Below are 22,867 nucleotides of genomic sequence, written 5' to 3' on the forward strand. Positions count from 1 at the left end.
CGCCCATGCTATGGCTTTGAAAAACCGCCAACAAACGATAGATTTAGCGCACATCTGATTAGCCAGGCTTATCAATCATGCTCAAACACTGGCCACCCCTGAATGCCCTGCGAGGCTTCGAAGCCGCCGCTCGCCTGGGCAGTTTTCACCAGGCGGCGCAAGAACTGCACCTCACCCAATCGGCCATCAGCCAGCAGATCCGCAGCCTGGAAACCTTCCTCGAACAGCCGCTGTTCCATCGCAACGGCCGCAGCGTGACCCTCACCGACGCCGGGCACGACCTGCGCAGCACCACCCAGTCGCTATTGCAGCAACTGGCGGTGGGCATCCGCCGCCTGGAGCAGTACCGCAAGCCCAATCAGCTGGTGGTCAATACCAGCCCGGCCTTTGCCCGCCACTGGCTGTTGCCGCGGCTGGGGGAATTCCATCGCCTGCACCCGGAGGTGGACCTGTGGCTGTTCACCAGCTTCGAGCCACCGGACATGAGCACCCAGACCATCGACCTGACCTTGCGCGACGACCTCAGCGCCCAGGCCGAATGCAGCTACCTGGAGCTGTACAGCGACCGCCTCTACCCTGCCTGCCACCCCAGCGTGCTGGCGCAACCCGAAGCACTGCGCACCACCTTGCATGGCGAGCGGGAAATGGACTGGAGCCACTGGCTGGTGGAAGGCGGCAGCGACATTGGTCAACGCAGCAACGGCCTGAACTTTTCCGACCCGGGCCTGCTGCTGGACGCCGCCTGCGCCGGCCACGGCATTGCCCTGGTCAGCCAGCTTCTGAGCCAGCAGGCCCGGAGCCAGGGCTTGCTGAGCCCTTTGTGCGAACAGAGCGTGCGCGGCCCGACCTGGGCCTGGCTGATTCACCGCGACAGTGAAAGCAGCCCGCTGACCCGCAGTTTCTCGCAGTGGCTACAGGCTGCGCTGCAGGGTTCGGCCGAAGCTTGAGGCGCCCGCCCGGCAAGGACTGGAGCGATGCAAAACCGCTTTCCATTCCTGCCCCTAACCCCACGCGTGGCGGCGCCTTAAGCTGGCGCCAGTGCAATCCGCACTGCCTTCCAGGAGCCGCCCGTGCCCCCGATCCACGACATCAACTGGCCGCTGTGGCTGTCCACCATGCTGCCCATGGCCCTGAGCGCCGGCCCCGGCAACCTGATGGTGGCCAGCTCCGGCGCCCGCAGCGGCGTGCGGCGTTCCCTGCGCTTCATCTGCGGGCTGGACCTGACCTACCTGCTCCTGGCGCTACTGGTGGGGCTGGGGCTGTATCACAGCCTGGCGGCGTATCCAGGGTTGCTCTGGGGCCTGCGGGTAGCGGGCAGCCTGTACATTTTCTGGCTGGGCCTGCGCCTGCTGCTGCGGCCATTGCGCAAGCCTGGCGAGCAGAGTGAAGCCCTGCAGTTTCGTGATGGCGTGATGCTGCAACTGGGCAACGTGCAGGGTCTGGTGATGCTGCTGGTCATGTTCTCCACCTTCAGCCCGGGCGCCGATGCGGGCACTGCCGTGGTACTGGCGCTCAGCGCCGCGCTGATCGCGGTGAACCTGTTCGGCCACCTGCTGTGGGCCAGCCTGGGCTCAAGCCTGCAGCGGCTGATGCACGACCGCCCTCGCCTGCTGCTGGCGCAGAATGCGCTGTTCGGCTTGCTGCTGATGGCGGTGGCCGGGTGGCTATTGCTGCGTGGCGCCTAGCGCGTCAGCCGGCCTTGCCCTCACCCTGCAAGCCCTGGCGCGCCAGCAGATCGCAGAGAAATTCCGCCACCCGCTCGACTCGCTCCTGGCCCTGGGTCGCCAGGTTGCGCAGCAGCCAGATATCCGCGCGGTGAGCCGGAGCCTGGGGCAACACCCGGTGCAGGCCCAGGGGTTCTGCGATATAGGCCGGCAAGGCGGCAATCCCCAGGCCCGCCTGCACCGCCTTGAGCTGCGCCTCCAGGTTGCCGGTGCGCATCCACAACGGCTGATCACCGCTGAGCTGGTCCAGCCAGCGGGCCAGGGGCATGTGGGCCAGGGTCTGGTTCCAGCCGATCAGCGAATGCTGGCGCAGCTGCGAAGGCTTCTCGGGGCAGCCATGGGCTGCGGCATAACCTGGGGAACAGAACAGCGCCTGGGTCAACTCGCCGACCCGGCGCAGGGTGAAGTTGCCGGCTTCCGGCCGTTGCAGGCGCAGCAGCAGGTCGCTGTGGCTCTGGGTGAGCTTGACCGAGCGCGCCGCATTGACGAAATCGAAGCTGATCTGCGGGTGCTGCAAGCGAAACTGCGCCAGTGCGGGAATGATCAGGTGGCTGCCCATCAACTCCGGGCATTCGATGCGCACCACCCCGGCCATGCGCGCGCCTGGCCGGGACAACTGACGTTCCATCAGGCGCAAGCGCTCCTCGATCTCCAGGGCCATGGGCAGCAGGGCCTGGCCGGCTTCGGTGAGGAAATAGCCCTGGGTGGTCTTGAGGAACAGCACGCTGCTCAAGGCCTGCTCCAGCACCAGGATCTTGCGCGAGACCGTCGAGGCCGACACTTTCAGCGCCTGCCCGGCGTCGGTGATGTTGCTGGCATTGGCGACGGCAATGAAAAACCGCAGATCGTCCCAGTTCACGCTTACCTGCCCTATCCCTGAAAACCCAGGCCCGGGATCTTATGCGAAATAAGCAGCGCAGCGGTCAGACTTTTCTCCTGTAAAGTGCCCAAAATCTTTCCTGCCCACGGATCGGGAGCCCCCATGCTGGAACTGCACACCCCTCGCCTGAACCTGCGCCCCCTGAACGCCCATGACTGGGAGCTGTTCCTGGCCCTGCACAGCGACCCGGAAAACCTGCGCTATGTCTGCGATCCGCTCTCCCGGATGCAGATCGAGGAGCGTTTCACCTCGCGCCTGCCCCATTGGGACATGGATTGCGACCACTGGCTGTGCCTGGTGATCCGCGATCGCCACAGCGGCGAGGAGCTGGGCTTCACCGGCCTGCGAGTCAGCGACCGGCCCAGCGCCGAAGCCGAGGTCGGCTACCTGCTGGCCCCCGGTCATCAAGGCAAGGGCCTGGCCACGGAATCCCTGCGCACGCTGATGCAGTACGCCCGCCACAGCCTGGGGATCAAGCGCCTGGTGGCCACGGTCACCGACGGCAATGCTGCGTCCTGCCAGGTTCTGGAGCGATGCGGTTTCGTCTTCCAGCAACGTGACGAAGGGGCCTTCCGCAGGGGTGGCGAAGACTTCGACGACCTGATTTTCAGCTGCCCCCTGACGGCCTGAGTGCGGCTTTGTGGGACCCCGCCTACGCCTGCCTGGCGTGGGTTTTTCTTGACAGCGAAAATTCCCAACGGCTATTGTCTGACAACCTGACTACCAAGGTTTTACCCACCCATGCTTGAACTCCAGCGACCCGACTCTCTCGTTGTGCGCGTGGTCAATGCGATCCGCACCGAGATCGACTCCGGCCGCCTGGCCCCCGAATCGCGCCTGCCGACCGAGCAGCAACTGGCCGAGCAGTTGAACGTCAGCCGCTCGGTGATTCGCGAGGCCATCGCCCAGCTCAAGGCCGACGGCGTACTGATCGCCCGGCGTGGCCTGGGTTCGTACATTTCCAAGACCCCCGCCGGCACCGTGTTCCGTTTCCCCCAGGGCGATGGCCGCCTGCCGGACCTGGCGCAGATGTTCGAGATGCGTTTGTGGATCGAAACCCAGGCCGCGTCGATCGCCGCCCAGCGCCGCGATGCCGCCGACCTGCAACGGATGCAGGGCGCGTTGCAGGAAATGCACGACAAGCGCAGTGATTTCGAAGCCGCGGGGCTGGCCGACGTGGAGTTCCACCGGGCCATCGCCGAGGCCAGCAAGAACGACTATTTCGTGGCCTTCCATGATTTTCTGCGCAGCCAGCTGACCAGCGCCCGCAAGGCCGCCTGGGAGAACTCGGCGCTGCGCATGGTGGGCGGTTCCGCCGATGCCACCCAGGAACACCAGGCGCTGTACCAGGCGATTGCCGCTGGCGACCGCCAGGCCGCCGCCGGTTGCGCCGACGCCCACTTGCGGGCTTCGGCCAAGCGCCTGGGCCTGGAGCTGCCGACTATCGATTGACCCCAGCTTCACGCTTCGAGCCGCATGCCACGGCCTGCGGTTTTTTGTCGGATTAGTTAGTCTGACAACCTGATAACCAGACCGAAACGCATTGGATCCAAGGTACCCAAGAACAATGATTTATGACTTTTGCATCATCGGCGGCGGCATCGTCGGCCTGGCTACGGCGATGGAGATCCTCAAGCGCCAGCCCGGCGCTTCGCTGGTCATCCTGGAAAAGGAAAACGTCCTGGCCAAGCACCAGACCGGGCACAACAGCGGGGTGATCCACGCCGGCATCTACTACGCTCCGGGCAGCCTCAAGGCCGACCTGTGCAAGCGTGGCGCCGAGGCCACCAAGCAGTTCTGCAGCGAGCACGGGATCAAGTTCGAGGTCTGCGGCAAGGTGCTGGTGGCGTCCAACGCCCTGGAAGTGCAGCGCATGGAGGCCCTGTACCAGCGCTCGCAACAGAACGGCCTGAAGGTGGAGCGCCTGGACGCCGAGCAACTGCGCCAGCGCGAACCGAATATCGTCGGCCTTGGCGGGCTGTTCCTCGACGCCACCGGCATCGTCGACTACCGCGAAGTCTGCGACACCATGGCCCGGGTGATCCGTCGCGAGGGCGGCGAGATCTGCCTGAGCCAGACCGTCACCGCGATCCAGGAAAGCGCCGACAGCGTCACCGTCAGCAGCCACGGCGGCAGCTGGCAGGCGAAGAAGCTGGTGGCCTGCGCCGGCCTGCAATCGGATCGCCTGGCGGTGATGGCCGGGGTGAAGATCGACCACCAGATCATCCCCTTCCGCGGCGAGTACTTCCGCCTGCCGGCGTCGAAGAACAACATCGTCAATCACTTGATCTACCCGATCCCCGATCCGGAGCTGCCGTTCCTCGGGGTGCACCTGACCCGCATGATCGACGGCAGCGTTACCGTCGGCCCCAACGCGGTACTGGGCCTGGGCCGGGAAAACTACAGGAAGTTCTCCATCAACTGGCGCGACGTGGCGCAGTACGCCAGCTTCCCCGGTTTCTGGAAAACCATCTGGCAGAACCTCGGCTCCGGCACCACCGAGATGAAGAACTCGCTGTTCAAGTCCGGCTACCTGGAGCAGTGCCGCAAGTACTGCCCTTCCCTGCAAGTGGAAGACCTGCTGCCTTATGAGGCGGGGATCCGCGCCCAGGCGGTGATGCGCGACGGCAGCCTGGTGCACGATTTCCTGTTCGCCGAAACCCCGCGCATGTTGCATGTGTGCAACGCGCCCTCGCCCGCCGCCACTTCGGCGATTCCCATTGGCTCGATGATTGCCGACCGGATTTTCCAGGCCGCCTGAAACACCCCGCGCCATCACCTTGCAGCGCAGTGCCCCGGCACTGCCAAGCGGGCCGCGTGTCGCCGCAATACCCCTTGGCCGCCCTTTAGGGCGCGTCGCGCAAGGCTCGCGTCAACTCGACAATAACTACAATGATTCATGAGGATGTACGGATATGACCGCAGTTGAAACCAGCAGTACTGCAGCGGAAACCCCACAGCAAACCAAGAAACGCCTGCGCAAGGTCGCGGCGGCCACCATCTTCGGCTCGATGCTGGAGTGGTATGACTTCTACCTCTACGCCACCATGGCGGCCATCGTCTTCTCGAAGATCTTCTTCGATAACAGCAACCCGAAAAGCGCCACCCTGATGGCCTTCTCGACCTTTGCCATCGGCTTTATCGCCCGCCCCTTCGGCGGCATCCTGTTCGGCTACCTGGGGGACAAGTTCGGCCGCAAGCAGGTACTGGTGCTGACCTTCTGCCTGATGGGCGTGTGCACCGCGCTGATCGGCCTGATCCCCAGCTACGCGTCGATCGGCATCTGGGCGCCGATCCTGCTGGTGGCAATCCGCATCATCCAGGGCCTGGGCGCCGGCGCCGAACTGTCCGGCGCGGCAGTCACCTCCTATGAGCATGCCAGCGAGGGCAAGCGCGGCAGCCAGGGCGCCTGGCCGGCGCTGGGGCTGAACCTGGGCCTGCTGCTGTCGTCGCTGACCATCTACCTGCTGACCATCAACGGCAACGACTTCCTGCTGGCCGGCGGCTGGCGCATTCCGTTCGTCTGCAGCATCGTCCTGGTGGCCGTCGGCCTGTGGGTGCGCAACAGCATTCCGGAAACCCCGGAGTTCAAGGAACTGAGCAAGGAAAGCCAGAAAGCCAAGGCCTCGCCGCTCAAGGCGCTGTTCAAGAACGACCTCAAGGGCCTGGCCGTGGTGTTCTTCGTGGCGGTGGGCTACAACGCCCTGAGCTACATCTTCAAGACCTTCTCCCTGGCCTACCTGACCCAGTACAAGAACGTCGATGTGCACGTCACTTCGCTGTCGGTGACCATCGCCAGCCTGATCGCCATCGTCGCCGTGCCGTTCTTCGGCTGGCTCTGCGACAAGTGGAGCAGCAAGACCGTGCTGATCCTCGGCGGGCTGTTCTCGGTGCTGTTCGCCTACCCCTTCCTGGCCCTGCTCAACACCGGTGAGAGCCTGATGATCTACATCGCCATCGGCGTCGGCACCGGCATTCTGGCGCCGATGATGTTCGCCCCACAGGGCTCCTTCCTCAGCCGCCAGTTCCCCACCGCGACCCGCTCTTCGGGTTTCGGCACCGGGCGCGAGATCGGCACCGCCATCGCCGGTGGCCTGGCGCCGCTAGGCGCTCTGTCCCTGGTGACGGCCTCGGCCACCCACTCCACCGACGGCGTGGTGATCATTCTCGCCGTCGCCGCGGTGCTGGTGGTGGTGTTCGCCTTCCTCGACCAGGGCCGCAAGCACTCGGCCTTCAAGAACTGAGGCTGGACCCAACCCTGCCCGGGCCGCTCCAACGGCCCGGGCAGACTTTGCTAAGGTGGCCGCTGAACCCGCATTACAGGCCACCCCATGTCACCCGATAGCGCATTCGGCGTCGATGCCGACGGCTTGATCGCCCTTCCTGCCGAACCACCCCCGCAGCCCGAGTACCGAGCCCTGCTCGACGAGCTGTGCGCCGCCCTCACCGCTCCCGCCAGCCCGCCGCTGCATAGCCTGTACCTGTACGGCAGCGTCGCCCGTGGCACCGCCCGGCCTGGAGCTTCCGACCTGGACCTGTGCCTGATCCTGCAAGATCCCGCCGACCCGGCCGCGTGCCAGCATCTGGAAAACCTGCGCCAGGCCCTGCAAGCGCGCCACCCGCTGGTGTCGAAGATCGATTTCGATATCGGCGACCTCAACCAGGTACTGGAAACGCGGAACCTCGACAGCTGGGGCTATTGGCTCAAGCACCATTGCCGCTGCCTGTGGGGCGAAGACCTGCGCTCGCGCTTTGCACCTTTCAGGCCCAGCCGGGAGATTGCCCTGGCGGTGAACGGTGACTTTCTCGCAGTGCTGGACGACTACGCCGAGCGCATCGACCGCGAACAGATGCCCGCCGAAGTCCTCCGGCTGCAACGGCAGGCCTCGCGCAAACTCGTTCGCGCCACCAACCTGCTGCGCCAGGAGCAGGAGCCGAGCTGGCCCCAGAGCCTGGATGAGCACGTGCGGCTGTTTGTGCAGCACTACCCGGAAATGGCAGGCACCATCGACGTGTTTCGCCAGGCCGCCGAGGCAACGGCCCCCGCCGGCGCCGGTTTCAGCGACCGCTTGCGGCAGATGGCGCAGTGGATGAGCCAGGCACTGGCCCCGCCGCCATCCAGGAATTGACCCATGCAATTGCACCGGACCCGGCAACGGCTGCATCTGGGTTTCAAAACGGCTCAACCCCGCGAGGCGCTACCCCATCTACTGCAAGCGCCGCCGGAACGGGGGTCGCTGCCGGATCAGACCTGCAGCACCTCGATCCCCAACTGCCGATAACCTTCGATGTCCACACCCGGCGCCTCCTGCTCGGTCACCAGCCGGTGCAAGCGGTTGCATGGCACCACGACGAAGGGTTCCATGGCGCCGAGCTTGTCGGCGGTGGTCACGGCGATGACCTCGCTGGCACTGTCGAACATTGCCTGCTTGATCGGCACCTCGTCGAAATGCAGGGAGCTGATGCCGATCTCCGGGTGGATCGCGCAGACGCCGGTGAACATCAGGTCGGCCTTGATCCCCTGGATCATGCGCAGTGCTTCATGGCCGCTGGCGGACAGGGTTGCCGGGTTGAGCTGGCCACCGGCGAGAATCACCCTGACCTTGGGGTACTCGGCCAGGGCCACGGCAATCATCGGCGAGGCGGTGACCGCGGTCAGGCTGATGCCCGCCGGCAGCGACTGGGCGATGTGCAGGGTGGTGGAGCCGGAATCGAACAGCACCGTCTGGCCGTCCTGCACCCATTGCACGGCATATTGCGCCAGGCGCAGTTTCGCCTCATTGGTTTCGCCGACCCGGGTGAAATAGTCCTTGCCGCTGTCCTTGGGCCGCGGCAGCGCGCCACCATGGACCCGCTGCACCAGGCCGGCGGCATCCAGCTCCGCCAGGTCGCGGCGGATGGTGTCTTCGGACACCGCGAAATGCCGGCTCAGTTCGGCGGCCATGACCTTGCCGTCGCGCTCCAGCAGCAGAAGGATTTTTTGCCGACGCAAGGATGGCAGCTCGGCCGGCGGGTGTTGACTTTGCATGCTTAAGCCCGTTATTGCGTGTTTTCGCCAAGCTACACAGACACTCGGGCAAAAACAAGCAACCCGATCAGTTGATCAGCTGCGGCGCCCGTGAGCGGTACAAGGCCGCTTCCCCGAGGCGCTCGCGCACCAGCGCCTGGGCCTGGCGGGTCATCTGGTCCAGTTGCCGGTCGCGCTTTTTCTCCGCTTCCAGCATGGCCTTGCGCCCGTGCTGGGCCAGCAGGTAGGTGTGAATCTGCCGCACTTCCACCGACTGGTAGATCGGCGCCACATCCAGCACCGCCAGCAGGCCGTCGCTGCCGTGGTCCCGGGTGTTCATCAGCACTTGCGGACCGCGGGCGCCCAGCAGCTGGAAGCCCAGGGCCTCGAAACACCCCACCTTGGCCACGTTGCAGGCAAGTTCCGCATGGGGGTAACGCGCCAGCATGGCTTGCAGCATCTGCCGGGCAATGCCCTGGCGCCGATGGCCTTGCCGCACCGCCATATAGGCCACGGCGCAGGCCTGGGGATCGTCCTTGACCGGCAGGTACAGGGTGAAACCCAGCACCTGGTCCGGGGCCTGCGGGTCGGTGGCCACCACCAGCTCCACCGCGATCCCCCGGGAACCGTCCATGGCCTGCAGGTACAGGTGCACCTCATAGCCGACGCCGTACTGGTACAGGTTGTACAGCGGGTTGCTCGGGGCGATGGCCACCGCGCTGACGTCGGTGATGTAGTCCACCACCATCTGCTGGATCTGGCTCTGGATGGCTTCGGGCGGCGGGGCTTGGAACAGGGTGATGCTGGACATCGAGGCGGTGACTCCGAGGGTTGGGGCATGCCCGGCTACGGCGGGCGCGCCATGATAACCCGGCGCGGGTGACACAGGCGCACAACCGGGCAGCGCATCGGGCGCGTGCATCGACGCAAAAGCGCGAATGGGATCGGGAGCAAGAGACTGGCTGGCTGCGGCTATGGCGGGGCCATGGCCGCAACCGGCACAGGATACGGATGCACCGGGGCATCCGCGGTGCCCCGCCCGACGAACGCGGGCGGGGCCGAGGGCTTACAGCGCCATGTCGACCGCTGGGTTGCTCTCTGGCTTGGCCAGGCTGGCCGGAGCTTGAGGCGCCGCGCCCTTGACCGGCGGTGGCGGGGTCAGTTGCAGCACTTCGGCGGTGTAGGCCCATTCTTTGGCCACACGCTCAGGGCTGTCGTTCAGGGCCGTACCGTAGCTCGGCACGATCTGCTTGAGCTTTTCCTGCCAGGCCGGGGTCGCGACCTGGTCCTTGAAGACTTTCTGCAGCACGCTGAGCATGATCGGCGCGGCGGTCGAAGCACCTGGGGATGCGCCCAGCAGGCCGGCGATGCTGCCGTCTTCGGAGGCCACGATCTCGGTGCCCAGTTTCAGCACGCCGCCCTTCTCTTCGTCACGCTTGATGATCTGCACGCGCTGGCCGGCCTGCCACAGGCGCCAGTCTTCCTGCTTGGCGTTGGGGAAGTATTCCTTCAGCGCGGCGAAGCGATCGTCATCCGACAGCATCAGCTGGCCGGCCAGGTATTCCACCAGCGGGTACTGCTCGATGCCCACCTTGGTCATCGGCCAGAAGTTGTGGGTGGTGGTGCTGGTCAGCAGGTCGAAGTACGAACCTTCCTTGAGGAACTTGGTGGAGAAGGTCGCGAATGGGCCAAACAGGATCACCCGCTTGCCGTCCAGCACACGAGTGTCCAGGTGCGGAACCGACATCGGTGGCGCGCCGACCGAAGCCTTGCCGTAGGCCTTGGCCAGGTGCTGCTCGGCCACGCTGGCGTTGTCGGTCACCAGGAACGAGCCACCCACCGGGAAGCCGGCGTATTCGTTGGCTTCAGGAATGCCCGACTTCTGCAGCAGGTGCAGGGCACCGCCGCCGGCGCCGATGAACACGAACTTGGCGTCGGTCTCGGTTTTCGACCCGTCCTTGAGGTTCTTGTAGGTCACGCGCCACGAGCCGTCTTTATTGCGCTCGATTTCCTGCACTTCGCTGGACAGTTTCAGCGCGAAGTTGGGCTGGGCCTGCAGGTGGGCAACGAACTGGCGAGTGATCTCGCCGAAGTTGACGTCGGTGCCGATCGGGGTCCAGGTCGCAGCGATCTTCTGCGCCGGGTCACGACCTTCCATCATCAGTGGAACCCACTTCTTGATCTGCTCGGCGTCTTCGGAGTACTGCATGCCGCTGAACAGCGGGCTGGCCTGCAGGGCCTCGTAGCGGGCCTTGAGGAACTTGATGTTGTCATCGCCCCAGACAAAGCTCATGTGCGGGGTGGAGTTGATGAACGAACGCGGGTTCTTCAGGACGCCGTTCTTGACCTGCCAGGACCAGAACTGCCGGGAAATCTGGAACGCTTCGTTGATCTCGATGGCCTTGGCGATCTCGATCTTGCCGTCCTTGCTTTCCGGCGTGTAGTTCAGCTCGGCCAAAGCGGAGTGGCCGGTACCGGCGTTGTTCCAGCCGTTGGAGCTTTCTTCTGCGACGCCGTCCAGGCGCTCGACCATCTCCATCGACCAATCCGGCTGCAGCTCATTGAGCCAGACCCCGAGGGTCGAACTCATGATGCCGCCACCGATCAGCAGCACATCCACTTTCTTCGGCTCAGCCGCGTGCGCGGTCGTGAGGCCTATCGACATCGCCAGCCCGATCAGGGCCGTGTTCACTTTCTTAAACATTCTGAGTACCTACGATAGAACGCCATCCGCCGCCCCATCCTCGATCCTGCGTACTCCGGTGATTGCGAAACAGTCATTTCGCAGGTCCTGGACCAACACATTCAAAAGAACTGGAGGGTGGGCACACAAGGCCGACGAGACAGGCTCGACCTCAGTTTTATATCGCTCCGGCGCTGACTTCTTGTCGTTCTTGGCTTCAGCTACTTGAGTGACAGTGTTTCTCAGGGCACGTCACGGGACGCAACCAACAGGCAGTTTCCCCCTGCCCGACCTTGCGCGCCGCAAACTGCCGGACGAACAAGAATGACGCCCGCAACTGCGGGGGCCAACAGGAAATTAGGGGTCGGGTTCAACCAAAGAGGTAAACGAACACTGCCTGACATTACATTCGGCGGGGTCGTGCAGACACTCCCACAGCCTTGCAAGGGACCCGAACAGGCCACTTGAAGCTAAGCACGGGTAAGGTATTTCTGCACAAACGATGAACCGATTCAGCGCAAGAATATCATTACGGCATCAGCCTGTCTTGGCCGGAGCCACGAGCCGCCCGCCCGGGAAAACCTCGACGCTGTACGACACCTGCCGCAATCAATGCGTCACAACGACGCTGGCCGCCCCTCATTCACAGCGGCAAATGCGCCTTCGCCAAGAGGCGACCTTGATGCATGATGGCACCGCGCCACAACACCACCTTCACCCATTTACTGCAAAGGACGGCCATGCAAGGTATCGACAGTGTTGCAACAGAGTTCCGCGCGTTCCTGAAGTCCTGGGAACAGGAGCGCCCGCACCTTCCCTCGGCCCTCAGCGTGCTCGGCAATGGTTTCGAGGGCTGGCTGAAGTTCGAATTCTATTTCTGGCTGATCCAGCACCGGGGGTTGGCCGGGCCACGCGACGGCTGGCTCGGCGACGTGGGCGTGGAATACAAGGTCGCCCTGGACCAGCGCTGGTCCGACATGGACATTCACCATAAGCAATGTGACCTGTGGATCCGCGACGCAGACAAGCAGCGCTTCCACTTCATCGAACTCAAGGCGCCCTTTGCCAACGCCAACCAAGGCAAGTTGTTCATCTCGGCATCGGACGACTACTGGTACATGACACGCCTGAAGGCCAAGGAAGAAAAGGTCGCCAGCGGCAGCGTGATCATCTTCGGCGTCGGCTTCACAGAGGATAAATGGACAAAGCATCTGGAGGCGGTCGTGGAATACACCGGCTGGGTCGAACACGCCTCCCGCGATATTGGCGAAGTACCCGGGGTCGAGAACCTGCGCTGGGCCGTGCTGACCATGCACTACCCCAGCTAGCTGCAATCCGTCCTTCGATCGTTCAGGCAAATTGGATAGGATGCTGCGCTGCAACGCCGGGAAAGCACCCGGCGCCGCGCCCCCAAGAACAACAAGGAACAACCATGCACCCGACCTCACTGCAAGACACCACCGCCCCCGAAGGCGTGTGCTTCGGCTGCGGCAGCAGCAACCATCACGGCCTGCACATCAAGAGCCACTGGCACGAGGACGGTGTGCACGTGGTGGCCGAGCACCTGCCCGACGCCAAGTACTGCGGCTGGCCGGACCTGGTCTACGGCGGCCTGATCGCCATGCTGGTGGACTGCCACTCCAACTGGACCGCCATGGCCTACCACTACCGCAACGAACAGCGCGAGCCCGGCAGCCTGCCACGCATCGACTGCGTCACCGGCAACCTGGGCATCAAGTTCATCAAGCCCACCCCCATGGGCGTGCCCCTGACCCTGCGCGCCAGGGTCGAGGGTGAAGTAGGCCGCAAGAGCCAGGTGATCTGCGAGGTATATGCCGGCGATGTGCTGACCGCCATTGGCGATTCGGTCTTCGTGCGAGTCGATACCAGCCAGCTCGCGGCAGCGGCTCACGGTAGAGACGCCTGAGCCGAGGGCCTGGGAAGGCGGTCGGAACTATCGCCCATGCAGGTGGGACAGGTGCCGATAGCCCGCCGCTCGGGCAAAATCCGCCAGTTGCCACAACGAACCGTTGGCCCCCCAGGTGCCATCAGCCACGTCATCCAGCAGGATCGAGGTCATCAGCATTCGCGGATCGTCCTCTGCCAGACAGCCGGCCAGCGCCTGATGCAATCCCTCAACATAGGCCTGGCGCTGGGCAGCATCGAGCACGCCCGCCGGGACCTTGACCCGGACCATGCAAGGAACCGCCTGGGCACTGGAGTCGGCACCTCCACAACTCCAGAAGCCCGGCGCCAGCTCTTCCAGCAGTACCCAGCACAACGCCCGCTGACGGGGGTCATCACCTATTTGCTCCACCGTCAGGGCCACTTGGGTAACCTCTTGCAAGACCTTGGCACGCTGCCGGGCATCGAAAGCGCCCTGGGGGATCTTGATCAGAATATTAGGCATCGGCATCACCACTTACACAGAAAAGGAGCGGCTATTGAGCCTGTGCTCATCCCTGGCCAACAGCGACCGATTCGACATCTTTCATGCATAATCCGCCAATGAACGATTTCACCGTCTTGCTCCTACCCGGTTCCTTTGCCTCCAGCGTCGCCCTGACCCTGGACATGCTTTCCAGCGCCGCGCTGCTGGCCCCACGCCTGGGGCTCGGGGCTCCGCGCTGGCGGGTTTGTGCCTTGCAGGCTGGCCAGGTAGCCCTGGGCCAGGGCCTGCTGCTCGAGGTCGAGGCCCTGGATGCCAGGGACGATGATCGGTCCTGCTGGATAGTGCCGGGGCTGGGCATCGACACCCCCGAGGCCATCGCCCAGCGCCTGCTGCAAGCAGACATTGCCCCGTTGCTGGATGCACTGCGCGATCATCTGGAACTCGGAGGCGAAGTGGCGGCATCCTGTTCCGCCGTTTTCCTGTTGCAGGCCGCCGGGCTCCTGCCCGGGCGCCGGGTTACGACCTCCTGGTGGTTGGCGCCGCTGCTGCAAGAGTGGGCCGTCGACACCGAGGTGGATCCGGACCAGATGGTTGTGGTCGACCCTCCGCTAACCACCGCCGGAGCAGCATTTGGCCAATCGGATTTGATGCTGCATCTGCTGCGCAGCCGTTTCGGCACGAGCTTGGCAGACGCGGTGGGGCAGACGCTGCTGATTGATCGGCGGCAATTGCAGGCGCCGTTTCGGGTACCGGCAATGATGGCCCAGGGCAACACCCTGATCAGCCGGCTTACCGCCCATATCGAAGCCGGCTTGCCAAACCTGCCCAGCGTCGGCGAACTGGCCGCACAGTTCAGCATGTCCGAACGGACCCTGGGTCGCCAGATACGCAAGGTCACCGGCCACAGCAGCTTGCGCCTGATCCAGAATGTGCAACTGAACCGGGCGAGGGCTCTGTTGCAAAGCAGCAAATATTCGGTGGAGCACGTGGCCGAACAGGTGGGATACCAGGACGCCACGGCCCTGCGCCGGCTGATGCGCAAGTTGCTCAACGCCACTCCGAGGCAATTGCGCTGAGCCCACCACGGTCCCCAGGCAAGAGGACTTTTGATACATTGCCGCTCCCTTTCTTTCGAACAGGACACCTGCCCTGACCATGGACATTCAGGAAATCCAGCGCCGCCTGGCCAAGCCGGCGCTGCAATTGATTCCCGGCGGTTTTCGCCCCTCCGGCAGCGACGAGGAAAGCTGGCTGGGCCGGGTCTTTCTGTTTCGCGAGGATGAAGAGTTGCCGCGCAACAGCGCCGGGGAAACCCTGCTGCCGTTCGCCCAGCTCTATCTGCCGGCGCTGCCCTTCCACAGCCCGCTGCTGGAAGGCGTGCGGGTGCTCACGGTGTTCGTCGCCAACCCCTTTCCCGAGCCCCTGGAACCCATGGGCGAGCGCTGGCTGATTCGCGAGTACCGTGCCGAGGATGTGCTGGTGCGCAAGGACCTGACTGCCCCCGGGGCCTTTCTCAAACCCTTCCCGCTCAAGCCCGAAGCCGTGCCCGCGGACTTTCCGCTGTGGGACGGCGGTGGCGTGCCAGAGGACCTGGAGCGGGAAATCCTCGAACTGGAAAACTCCGGGCAGATCGAGTGCTACTACGACCTGGTGAACCATTGCTACCAGCACAAGCTCGGGGGCTACCCCTCGTTCTGCCAGTCGGGAGTCGATGTCGGGGACGGCTTCGAATTCGTGATGCAGATTTCCTCCGACGCCAAGATCGGACTCAACGTGGTGCACGGCGGCAGCCTGATGTTCTGGAAACACCCCGCCAGCGGCGAATGGGCGCTGTACTACGACTTCCATTGAGGCGCAGCGGCTAACACCGATTTCATCCACCGGCGGATGAAATGCCCCGGCGCCGGGTGCATCATGGGCGCTGTCCATTTCCCGGGAGACTTGCATGCCCATGCGCTCACTGTTCTTGCCCGCCGCAGCCCTGGCCCTGGGCTTGCTGGCGGCCACCGGCGCCGTCGCCGACGACCAGTCGCAACTGATCGAATCGATCAACGCCTACCGCAGCCAGCCGCAACGCTGCGCCAACCAGGCCTCCTCGGAGCTGCCGCCGCTGACCGGCGACCCACGGCTGATCCTGCCGGTGGACAACGTCGGTGACCTGCAGCAGGCCCTGGCCCGGGCGGCCTACCCCATGGTCAACGTGCAGGCCATCAGTCTGTCCGGCCCCCGGGATGCCCAGGCGGCGATGCAGGCGGTACGCGAGAGCTTCTGCCAGGTGGTGCTGGACCCGCAGTTCGTCGATATCGGTGTCAATCGCCAGGCCAACCAGTGGCGCATCGTGCTCGCGCGACCGCTGCTGTCCGCGCGCCTGGGGGACTGGCAGGCCGAGGGCCAGCAACTGCTCGCGCAGATCAACAGTGCCCGCGGCCAGCCCCGGCAATGTGGTGGCCAAGGTTTTGCCGCCACCGCGCCCCTGGCCTGGAACGCCACCCTGGGTACCACCGCCGAGGAACACAGCCGGGCCATGGCCAACCAGAACTACTTCGACCACAAGGACCATGACGGCCGAACCCCGGGTGACCGCGCGGAACTGGCAGGCTATGCCGGCCAGCAGGTGGGCGAGAATATCGCCGCCGGCCAGGACACGGTGCGCAAGGTGGTGGACGGCTGGCTGGCCAGCCCCGGGCATTGCGCCAACCTGATGAACCCGGCCTACAGCGAGCTGGGCGCGGCCTACGCGGTGGACCCGAAAAGCGATGCCGGCATTTACTGGACCGCGATGTTCGGCGCGCCCTGAGCCCAGTGCCTGGGCGTGGCTGCCACGCCCTGAAGCTGCAACCGGGCCCCCAGGACAACGAAGGAGCGACACTCACTCACCCCGGCCTGCGCGGTGCGCGGCCGGTTGGCCCGCACAACCATCGGTCGGCCGTCCTCACGGTGCGCCCGGGGCTTCTATGCTTGTAGCCCTGCCTTCGGATCATTCGCTCTCCCTCACACAGGAACGCTGATCATGCAAACCTTCGGTTACGCAGCGCAGTCCGCCGGGGTTCCCCTGGCACCTTTCACCTTCCAGCGTCGCGCCCTGCGCGCCAACGATGTGGCGATGGAAATCCTATATTGCGGGGTCTGCCACTCCGACCTGCACCAGGCGCGCAACGACTGGGGCGCCAGCCGCTACCCCATGGTCCCGGGCCACGAGATCGTCGGCCGGGTCACCGCCGTCGGCCCCGAGGTCAAGCGGTACAAGGTCGGCGACAGCGTCGCCGTCGGCTGCATGGTGGACTCCTGCCAGGTGTGCGACCAGTGCCGCAAGGGCGAAGAACAGATGTGCCGCGAGCACAATACCCAGACCTACAACGGCCTGGACCGCATCACCCGCGAGGTGACCTACGGCGGCTACTCCAAGCACCTGGTGGTGCGCGAAGAATTCGTCCTGCGGGTGCCCGAGGGCCTGGACCTGGCCAAGGCCGCGCCGCTGCTATGCGCCGGCATCACCACCTATTCGCCGCTGCGCACCTGGAATGTCGGGCCCGGCAGCCGGGTCGGGGTCATCGGCCTCGGTGGCCTGGGGCACATGGCGGTCAAGCTGGCGGTGGGCATGGGAGCCAAGGTCACGGTCCTGAGCCGCAGCGCCGACAAGCGCGCCGACGCCCTGGCCCTGGGCGCCGATGCACTGCTGGTGTCCAGCGACCCGCAGGCCATGGCCCGCGCCCAGTCGAGCTTCGACCTGATCATCGACACCATTCCGGTGCGCCACGACGTCTCGCCCTACATGCCCCTGCTGGACATCGACTGCACCCTGGTGATCGTCGGCCAGGTCGGGCCGATCGACGAACAACTGACCCTGCCCATGCTCCTGGGCCGGCGCCGGCTGGCCGGTTCACCCATCGGCGGCATCGCCCAGACCCAGGAAATGCTCGACTTCTGCGCGCGCAAGAACATCCTCCCGGACTGCGAAATGATCGCCATGCAGGACATCAACCAGGCCTTCGAACGCATGGAACGGGCCGATGTGCGCTACCGCTTCGTGATCGACATGGCGTCCCTGGGCAGCGGCGCCTGAAACCCGGCCTGGCACCAGCAGTGAACGCTCGCAAGTGAATGAAGGGTCGATGACGGCACCCTTGCCTATTGCTTTGCACCGCCGTGTCGATAACCCGTCACACCGCTCCCTCTGGCGCGCCGCTGCCCGCATCCGGGCCGCGACGCACCAGAGGGGGTGACCGACCTTCATTCGATAGCGAGACGATTCAATGGTTATGTTCCTGATCCTGTCAGGGCTGGCACTTACGGTGGCGATGCAGTTCGCGATTTTCTGCGTGGCCCTGAAGAATTCTTTGGGCAATGCCATCCTCAGCCTGTTCATTCCCTTCTATGTGTACGTCTACGCCAGGAAAGACCCGCAAGCCCGGCCCTTTCTCTGGGGCTGGTACCTGGGCATAGCGCTGCTGGTCGCGGGGGTTCTGGCCTCGGCCTAGGCACCGCGCCACAGGCTGCCCCCGGCCAGGCACAAAGCAAAAGCCCCGAACATTCGGGGCTTTTTTTCATCAGGCCTGCCTGCAACTCATTTGTTGGCCGCCATCTGCCCCGCGTCGCCCTGGCTCACCAGGGCCTTGAGCGATGCGTCGAACTGCTTCAGGGCATCGACCTGCAACTCGGTCTGCTGGTTGATCTGCGCAGCGATCTCCGGCGCCGCCTTGCCCCGTACCCAGACCGACGGCAGTTCCTTGGCCTGGATCCCGGCTGCCTGGCCGATGTACTGCAGGTTGGCGTCATAGAACTTGGCGATGAAGCGCGCCTCGACCTTGCTGTTGCGCTTGGTCACCAGCTGGTTGTAGGTATCGAGCATCACCACCACATCGGGGTGGGCCTGGACCACCGCGTCAAGGCTGTCATAGACGGTCACCGAACCGAAATGCTTCTGCAGCGAAGCCATCAGCCAGTCGATTGCCCGTTTCGGGTCCGAGCTGTTGACGAAGGCTTGGCTGATGCGCGGATCAAGGCCGGCATTCTTCGCCCCGTTGAGCGCTACCGCATGGTAGTGCTCCAGGTATTGCAGGGTGCTGATGGTGTTTTCGCTGTACAGCACGCCTACCGACTGCGCGTGCTGCAGGTCGGTGCTGCTGTCGGCCATGGGCAGGAAGTGGCAGGAGGTGTCTTCAGTGGCGAGGGTGGCCGCAGAAGCCCCGGTTCCCGCGATCAAAAGCACCACAAGGGTCACTAGAGTCGAGATTCTCATCGGGTGTTTCCTTCTGCAGCAAGCACGGTGTAAGCGCTATCTTCCTCCTTTGCCGGAAAAACGGAACCTGCACTTTTTGATGATAACTATCGATTGCAGCAATGGTTGACAATGGGCACCGATGCGCCTCGAAGGCGCTGGCCTGCGCCGCTCGCGCCCTTCGATAAAGCCGTCAATTTCTGGCATACAGCCCGCCCTGGCCCCGATAGAATCAAGCCCCCTTTTTCTGCAAGACGAGTCCGGACCATGGATGCTCACTCGATACTGACCTACACCCTGGTGGCAGCCATCGCCATCGCCAGCCCCGGCCCCGCTACCCTGGTGGCGCTGCACAACAGCGTGGCCTACGGCGCCAAGTCCACTATCTGGTCATCGTTGGGCAATGTCAGCGGGCTGTTCTGCATGTCTGCCGCGGCCATGCTCGGCCTCGGGGCACTGATCGCCAGTTCCGAATGGATCTTCAACGCGGTGAAGATCATCGGTGCCGGCTACCTGTTCTACCTGGGTGCCAAGCAGCTGTTCAGCAAGAGCCAACTGCTGAGTGAAGCCAGCGCAGACAGCACCCAGGTCGGCAAGCCGCCGCGCCTGAAGCTGTTCAAGTCGGCCTTCCTGACCGCCGCCACCAACCCCAAGGCGACCATCTTCTTCACCGCCCTGTTCCCCCAGTTCATCGACCAGCACGCCGCGCTGCTGCCGCAGTTCTTCATCCTGACCCTGATCTTCATGGCGCTGTCCCTGACCTCCCTCAGCGTCTACGCGGTGCTGGCCTCCCGGGCCAAGGGCGTGCTGACCCGGCCGGCCCTGTCCAAGTGGGTCAACCGGGTGGTGGGTTCCACCTTTATCTTCTTCGGCACCACCATCCTGGCCATGCGCCGGCAAACGGCCTGAGCCCTCAGACGCGATGCAAATAGACCTGCTCAAGGAATCGCTGCTGGGCCACTGGGAAACCACTGCCGGCGTGCTGCAATGCGAATTGCAGTTCAGCAGCCGCCTGGTCTACGTCCAGCACCCCAGCAACGAACCGCCCCAGCGCCGGCTCGCGACCGCGCAGCAAGGGGTACAGGCCGCCTGGGACGACATCCCCCAGGCCCTGGCCTTTGCCGAGCGCCTGTGCGTGCCCGGCATGCGCAAGGTCTGGCAGCTGTACGCACAAGGCCTGCTGTCGTGCCCGCCACTGGAGGTCTACTCGATTCATTTCGAGATCAACAGCCCTTACCCGTCCTACACCATTTCCCAGAACCCGGATTTCGACTGGGAGACCAGCCTGACGGTGGAGGACGAGCAGGGACAGGTGCACCGCCTGTCTCTGGCCGAGTACGAACCTGGGGAAGACTTCTGGCTGAGCGTGCGGCGCCTGGGCGCCGGCCAATTCCAGAGCGATACCTGATCAGCCCTTCTTTTTCTGCAAGGCCTTGAGCCGGATGCCGGCCCGCTGCACGGCGGCCATTTTTTCCGGGCGCTTCATGCGCTTCCATTTGCGGATGTCGTCCTTGCTGCGCCCGCAACTCAGGCACAGGTCGCCACTGAGCTGGCACAGGGCGATGCAGGGGTTGTCGATTTCCTTGGCCATGGCTCAACCCCGGCCCGGGCGCAGGCGCTTCAGGCGTTGCGCCCAATCGCCACCATTGATCCGCCGGCATTGCTCTTCGCTGTCGAAGAACACACGGGTTTCCAGGGCGTCGAGGTGAACATCGGCCTCTTCCAGGGCCCGGGCCGTCAGTTCGAGCATCCGCGCGCCCTGCCCGGCCGCCAGGGCCTGCTCCTTGTGGGCCTGGGTGTCGAAGACCCAGACCACCACCAGGCTCGCCGCAAAGGCGGCGTAGTCCACTTCGTGGGTCAGCCAGGAAAAACCGACGATTTCGGCCTTGGCGGCTTCGCAGGCTTCGGTCAGGGTGGCGGCCAGCAGGCGCTCCGTGGCCGCCTGCTGGCGTTTGTTGAATGGCATGACAAGCCTTGAGTCGCAGCTAAAAGGCCGCACACCATACCTCAAGCCACTCGCCCGCGGCGGCGCTTTGCGGCTAGGCTAGTGCGCTCCTGCCCGCTTCAAGGAAGAACGCACATGCAAAAGACCTCCTTCGCGCTGCTCGTGGCAGCGCTCCAGCTCGCCAGTGCCAGCGCCCTGGCGGCCACGCCGCCGGTGGCCGACGCCATCTGGTTCAACGGCCCGATCATCACCATCGATGACCAGCACCCCAAGGCCCAGGCAGTGGCGGTGAAGGACGGCAAGATCCTCGCCGTGGGTGACCGGCAACAGGTACTCAAGAACAAGGGCCCGGCCACGCAGATGCTCGACCTCAAGGGCGCGACCCTGCTACCGGGCTTCGTCGACCCCCACGGCCATGTGTCGATGGTGGGTTTCCAGGCTGCCAGCGCCAACCTGCTGCCGCCACCGGATGGAACCAACAACAGCATCCCCGGGCTCCAGAAAACCCTGCGCAGCTTTGAGCAGCAGTCGCCGATCCCCAAGCAGTTCGGCGTGCTGTTCGGCTTTGGCTATGACGATTCCCAGCTGCAGGAACAGCGCCACCCCACCAAGGCCGACCTGGACGCCGTGACCCGCGACCTGCCCATCGCCATCGTCCACCAGTCCTCGCACCTGGGGGTGCTCAACAGCAAGGCGCTGGAACTGGCGGGGATCGACGCGTCGACCCCCAACCCGGAAGGCGGGGTGATCCGCCGCGTCGACGGCAGCCAGGAGCCCAACGGAGTGCTGGAGGAAAACGCCTTCTTCAACGCCCTGATCAAGATCTTCCCCAAGCTCACCGCCGACCAGGCGGTGGACATGCTCAGCGCCGGGCAGAAGCTGTATGTCAGCTATGGCTACACCACGATCCAGGACGGCCGCTCTTCCCCGGACCAGGTCAAGACCGCGATCAAGGCCGCGGGCGATGGCAAGTTGCTGGCGGACATCGTCTCCTACCCGGATATCCTCACCCCCGGCGTCAAGCAACTGATGGTCGCCCCCTGGTATCACCCGAGCAACCAGCCGGTGGTGTACAACCAGCACTTTCGCATCGGTGGGGTCAAGCTGACCCTGGACGGCTCGCCCCAGGGCAAGACGGCCTGGCTGAGCCAGCCCTACTTCAAGCCGCCCCAGGGCCAGGACGCCAGCTATGCCGGCTACGGCGTGCTCAAGGACGCCGACGCCCTGGCCATCTATAAAGAGGCCCTGGCCAACCGCTGGCAGATCCTCTCCCACACCAACGGCGACCGCGCCATCGACCAGTTGCTCGGTTCCATGCGTGCCGCGGAACAGGCCTACCCCGGGGTCGATGTGCGGCCGGTAATGATCCACGGCCAGACCCTGCGCAAGGACCAGGTGGCCGAACTCAAGCAACTGAAGATCTTCCCTTCCCTGTTCCCCATGCACACCTACTACTGGGGCGACTGGCATCGCCAGTCGGTGCTGGGGCCCGAACGCGCGGAAAACATCTCGCCGACCCAGTGGGTGCTCCAGGCCGGGATGAAATTCACCACCCACCACGATGCACCGGTGGCCCTGCCGGACTCCATGCGAGTGCTGGCAGCCACGGTCAACCGCACCACCCGCAGCGGCTACGTACTCGGCCCGGACCAGCGGGTGACGCCCTTGCAGGCGCTGAAGGCCATGACCCTGTGGTCGGCCTACCAGCATTTCGAAGAAGACCGCAAAGGCTCCATCACCCCGGGCAAGCTGGCGGATTTCGCGGTGCTCTCGGCCAACCCGCTGACCGTCAAACCCGAGACCCTGAGCGAGATCCAAGTGCTCAAGACCGTCAAGGAAGGCCGGGTGATCTATGAGCGTCCGGCAAAGGTGGCAGGCTTGCCGCCGCCGTTCGGGATGCATGGCGATCCGTCATTGCCGGTACCCCAGGGCATCAAGGCCGTGGCCCAGGGCGACGGCGACCTGGGCCCGGCCCTGGATGTGATCTACGACCGGCTGGCGCCCGCCCAGTAAGGTAA

Annotated in this window: 25 protein-coding genes; 17 read left to right on the plus strand and 8 right to left on the minus strand. The window is 64.6% G+C overall.

Annotated features, from left to right (window positions below; genetic code table 11):
* The first annotated feature begins 77 nt into the window (after nucleotides 1-77).
* Together ACUXVH_RS24965 and ACUXVH_RS24970 are read left to right on the plus strand one after the other, a co-directional pair.
* Nucleotides 78-947, plus strand: coding sequence for a LysR family transcriptional regulator (locus tag ACUXVH_RS24965; protein WP_065363740.1), 870 nt, complete (start codon nucleotides 78-80; stop codon nucleotides 945-947).
* Nucleotides 948-1,070: 123 nt separating this feature from the next.
* Nucleotides 1,071-1,685, plus strand: a complete 615-nt coding sequence (locus ACUXVH_RS24970; RefSeq protein ID WP_065363739.1) for a LysE family translocator — start codon at nucleotides 1,071-1,073, stop codon at nucleotides 1,683-1,685.
* 4 nt (nucleotides 1,686-1,689) lie between these two features.
* Here ACUXVH_RS24970 and ACUXVH_RS24975 read toward each other — a convergent pair whose 3' ends face one another.
* Nucleotides 1,690-2,583, minus strand: a complete 894-nt coding sequence (locus tag ACUXVH_RS24975; RefSeq protein WP_053150791.1) for a LysR family transcriptional regulator — start codon at nucleotides 2,581-2,583, stop codon at nucleotides 1,690-1,692.
* Nucleotides 2,584-2,706: 123 nt separating this feature from the next.
* Between ACUXVH_RS24975 and ACUXVH_RS24980 the strand changes: the two genes are divergently transcribed.
* The 5 genes from ACUXVH_RS24980 to ACUXVH_RS25000 all read left to right on the plus strand — a co-directional run bounded on the left by ACUXVH_RS24980 (nucleotide 2,707) and on the right by ACUXVH_RS25000 (nucleotide 7,733).
* The gene (locus tag ACUXVH_RS24980; protein ID WP_011060732.1) at nucleotides 2,707-3,234 is read left to right on the plus strand and encodes a GNAT family N-acetyltransferase; all 528 of its coding nucleotides are present in this window, start codon (nucleotides 2,707-2,709) and stop codon (nucleotides 3,232-3,234) included.
* A gap of 111 nt (nucleotides 3,235-3,345) precedes the next feature.
* A complete protein-coding gene (locus tag ACUXVH_RS24985; RefSeq protein ID WP_011060731.1) occupies nucleotides 3,346-4,056 on the plus strand; it encodes a FadR/GntR family transcriptional regulator in 711 nt (236 codons plus the stop codon).
* Nucleotides 4,057-4,171: 115 nt separating this feature from the next.
* Nucleotides 4,172-5,365, plus strand: coding sequence for an L-2-hydroxyglutarate oxidase (lhgO, locus tag ACUXVH_RS24990; RefSeq protein WP_065363738.1), 1,194 nt, complete (start codon nucleotides 4,172-4,174; stop codon nucleotides 5,363-5,365).
* A gap of 154 nt (nucleotides 5,366-5,519) precedes the next feature.
* Nucleotides 5,520-6,848: an MFS transporter gene (locus tag ACUXVH_RS24995; RefSeq protein ID WP_015635186.1), complete on the plus strand. Its 1,329-nt coding sequence runs from the start codon at nucleotides 5,520-5,522 to the stop codon at nucleotides 6,846-6,848.
* Between the two features lie 87 nt (nucleotides 6,849-6,935).
* Complete coding sequence (locus tag ACUXVH_RS25000) at nucleotides 6,936-7,733, plus strand: nucleotidyltransferase domain-containing protein (protein WP_065363737.1); 798 nt, start codon at nucleotides 6,936-6,938, stop codon at nucleotides 7,731-7,733.
* 116 nt (nucleotides 7,734-7,849) lie between these two features.
* On the opposite strand, the gene ACUXVH_RS25005 is transcribed toward ACUXVH_RS25000, so the two are convergent.
* The 3 genes from ACUXVH_RS25005 to mqo all read right to left on the minus strand — a co-directional run bounded on the left by ACUXVH_RS25005 (nucleotide 7,850) and on the right by mqo (nucleotide 11,315).
* Entirely contained in the window at nucleotides 7,850-8,632 is a 783-nt protein-coding gene (locus tag ACUXVH_RS25005; RefSeq protein WP_065363736.1) for a DeoR/GlpR family DNA-binding transcription regulator, read from the minus strand.
* Between the two features lie 67 nt (nucleotides 8,633-8,699).
* Complete coding sequence (locus ACUXVH_RS25010) at nucleotides 8,700-9,422, minus strand: GNAT family N-acetyltransferase (RefSeq protein ID WP_053150782.1); 723 nt, start codon at nucleotides 9,420-9,422, stop codon at nucleotides 8,700-8,702.
* A gap of 255 nt (nucleotides 9,423-9,677) precedes the next feature.
* Complete coding sequence (mqo, locus tag ACUXVH_RS25015; RefSeq protein WP_065363735.1) at nucleotides 9,678-11,315, minus strand: malate dehydrogenase (quinone); 1,638 nt, start codon at nucleotides 11,313-11,315, stop codon at nucleotides 9,678-9,680.
* A gap of 665 nt (nucleotides 11,316-11,980) precedes the next feature.
* Here mqo and ACUXVH_RS25020 point away from each other — a divergent pair.
* Both ACUXVH_RS25020 and ACUXVH_RS25025 read left to right on the plus strand, forming a co-directional pair.
* Nucleotides 11,981-12,622, plus strand: coding sequence for a hypothetical protein (locus tag ACUXVH_RS25020; RefSeq protein WP_065363734.1), 642 nt, complete (start codon nucleotides 11,981-11,983; stop codon nucleotides 12,620-12,622).
* Nucleotides 12,623-12,726: 104 nt separating this feature from the next.
* On the plus strand, nucleotides 12,727-13,221 hold the full coding sequence (locus ACUXVH_RS25025) for a PaaI family thioesterase (RefSeq protein WP_011060723.1): 495 nt from the start codon (nucleotides 12,727-12,729) through the stop codon (nucleotides 13,219-13,221).
* Between the two features lie 27 nt (nucleotides 13,222-13,248).
* Here the strand turns inward: ACUXVH_RS25025 and ACUXVH_RS25030 are convergent, their stop codons facing one another.
* Complete coding sequence (locus tag ACUXVH_RS25030; protein WP_445496184.1) at nucleotides 13,249-13,704, minus strand: tautomerase family protein; 456 nt, start codon at nucleotides 13,702-13,704, stop codon at nucleotides 13,249-13,251.
* 98 nt (nucleotides 13,705-13,802) lie between these two features.
* On the opposite strand from ACUXVH_RS25030, the gene ACUXVH_RS25035 reads away from it, so the two are divergent.
* The 5 genes from ACUXVH_RS25035 (at nucleotide 13,803) to ACUXVH_RS25055 (ending at nucleotide 18,164) form a co-directional block, all read left to right on the plus strand.
* Nucleotides 13,803-14,762 carry a GlxA family transcriptional regulator gene (locus ACUXVH_RS25035; protein ID WP_065363732.1) on the plus strand — a complete coding sequence of 320 codons (960 nt, stop codon included), beginning with the start codon at nucleotides 13,803-13,805 and terminating at the stop codon, nucleotides 14,760-14,762.
* 79 nt (nucleotides 14,763-14,841) lie between these two features.
* On the plus strand, nucleotides 14,842-15,537 hold the full coding sequence (locus ACUXVH_RS25040; protein WP_065363731.1) for a hypothetical protein: 696 nt from the start codon (nucleotides 14,842-14,844) through the stop codon (nucleotides 15,535-15,537).
* A 100-nt stretch (nucleotides 15,538-15,637) separates the two neighbouring features.
* A complete protein-coding gene (locus ACUXVH_RS25045) occupies nucleotides 15,638-16,483 on the plus strand; it encodes a CAP domain-containing protein (RefSeq protein WP_176707119.1) in 846 nt (281 codons plus the stop codon).
* 213 nt (nucleotides 16,484-16,696) lie between these two features.
* On the plus strand, nucleotides 16,697-17,749 hold the full coding sequence (locus tag ACUXVH_RS25050; protein WP_065363729.1) for an NAD(P)-dependent alcohol dehydrogenase: 1,053 nt from the start codon (nucleotides 16,697-16,699) through the stop codon (nucleotides 17,747-17,749).
* 196 nt (nucleotides 17,750-17,945) lie between these two features.
* Nucleotides 17,946-18,164: a hypothetical protein gene (locus ACUXVH_RS25055; protein WP_019094443.1), complete on the plus strand. Its 219-nt coding sequence runs from the start codon at nucleotides 17,946-17,948 to the stop codon at nucleotides 18,162-18,164.
* Nucleotides 18,165-18,250: 86 nt separating this feature from the next.
* Here the strand turns inward: ACUXVH_RS25055 and ACUXVH_RS25060 are convergent, their stop codons facing one another.
* Entirely contained in the window at nucleotides 18,251-18,925 is a 675-nt protein-coding gene (locus ACUXVH_RS25060; protein ID WP_065363728.1) for an ATPase, read from the minus strand.
* Between the two features lie 246 nt (nucleotides 18,926-19,171).
* Here ACUXVH_RS25060 and ACUXVH_RS25065 point away from each other — a divergent pair, with 246 nt between their 5' ends.
* Both ACUXVH_RS25065 and ACUXVH_RS25070 read left to right on the plus strand, forming a co-directional pair.
* Nucleotides 19,172-19,813: a LysE family translocator gene (locus ACUXVH_RS25065; RefSeq protein ID WP_065363727.1), complete on the plus strand. Its 642-nt coding sequence runs from the start codon at nucleotides 19,172-19,174 to the stop codon at nucleotides 19,811-19,813.
* A 13-nt stretch (nucleotides 19,814-19,826) separates the two neighbouring features.
* The gene (locus tag ACUXVH_RS25070) at nucleotides 19,827-20,312 is read left to right on the plus strand and encodes a hypothetical protein (RefSeq protein ID WP_065363726.1); all 486 of its coding nucleotides are present in this window, start codon (nucleotides 19,827-19,829) and stop codon (nucleotides 20,310-20,312) included.
* Here ACUXVH_RS25070 and ACUXVH_RS25075 read toward each other — a convergent pair whose 3' ends face one another.
* A complete protein-coding gene (locus tag ACUXVH_RS25075) occupies nucleotides 20,313-20,495 on the minus strand; it encodes a DUF1289 domain-containing protein (protein ID WP_011060713.1) in 183 nt (60 codons plus the stop codon).
* A gap of 3 nt (nucleotides 20,496-20,498) precedes the next feature.
* A complete protein-coding gene (locus tag ACUXVH_RS25080; protein ID WP_015635176.1) occupies nucleotides 20,499-20,870 on the minus strand; it encodes a hypothetical protein in 372 nt (123 codons plus the stop codon).
* 114 nt (nucleotides 20,871-20,984) lie between these two features.
* Here ACUXVH_RS25080 and ACUXVH_RS25085 point away from each other — a divergent pair, with 114 nt between their 5' ends.
* Entirely contained in the window at nucleotides 20,985-22,862 is a 1,878-nt protein-coding gene (locus tag ACUXVH_RS25085; protein WP_065363725.1) for an amidohydrolase, read from the plus strand.
* The last annotated feature ends 5 nt before the right edge of the window (nucleotides 22,863-22,867 follow it).

The organism is Pseudomonas sp. 8(2025) (assembly GCF_052665325.1).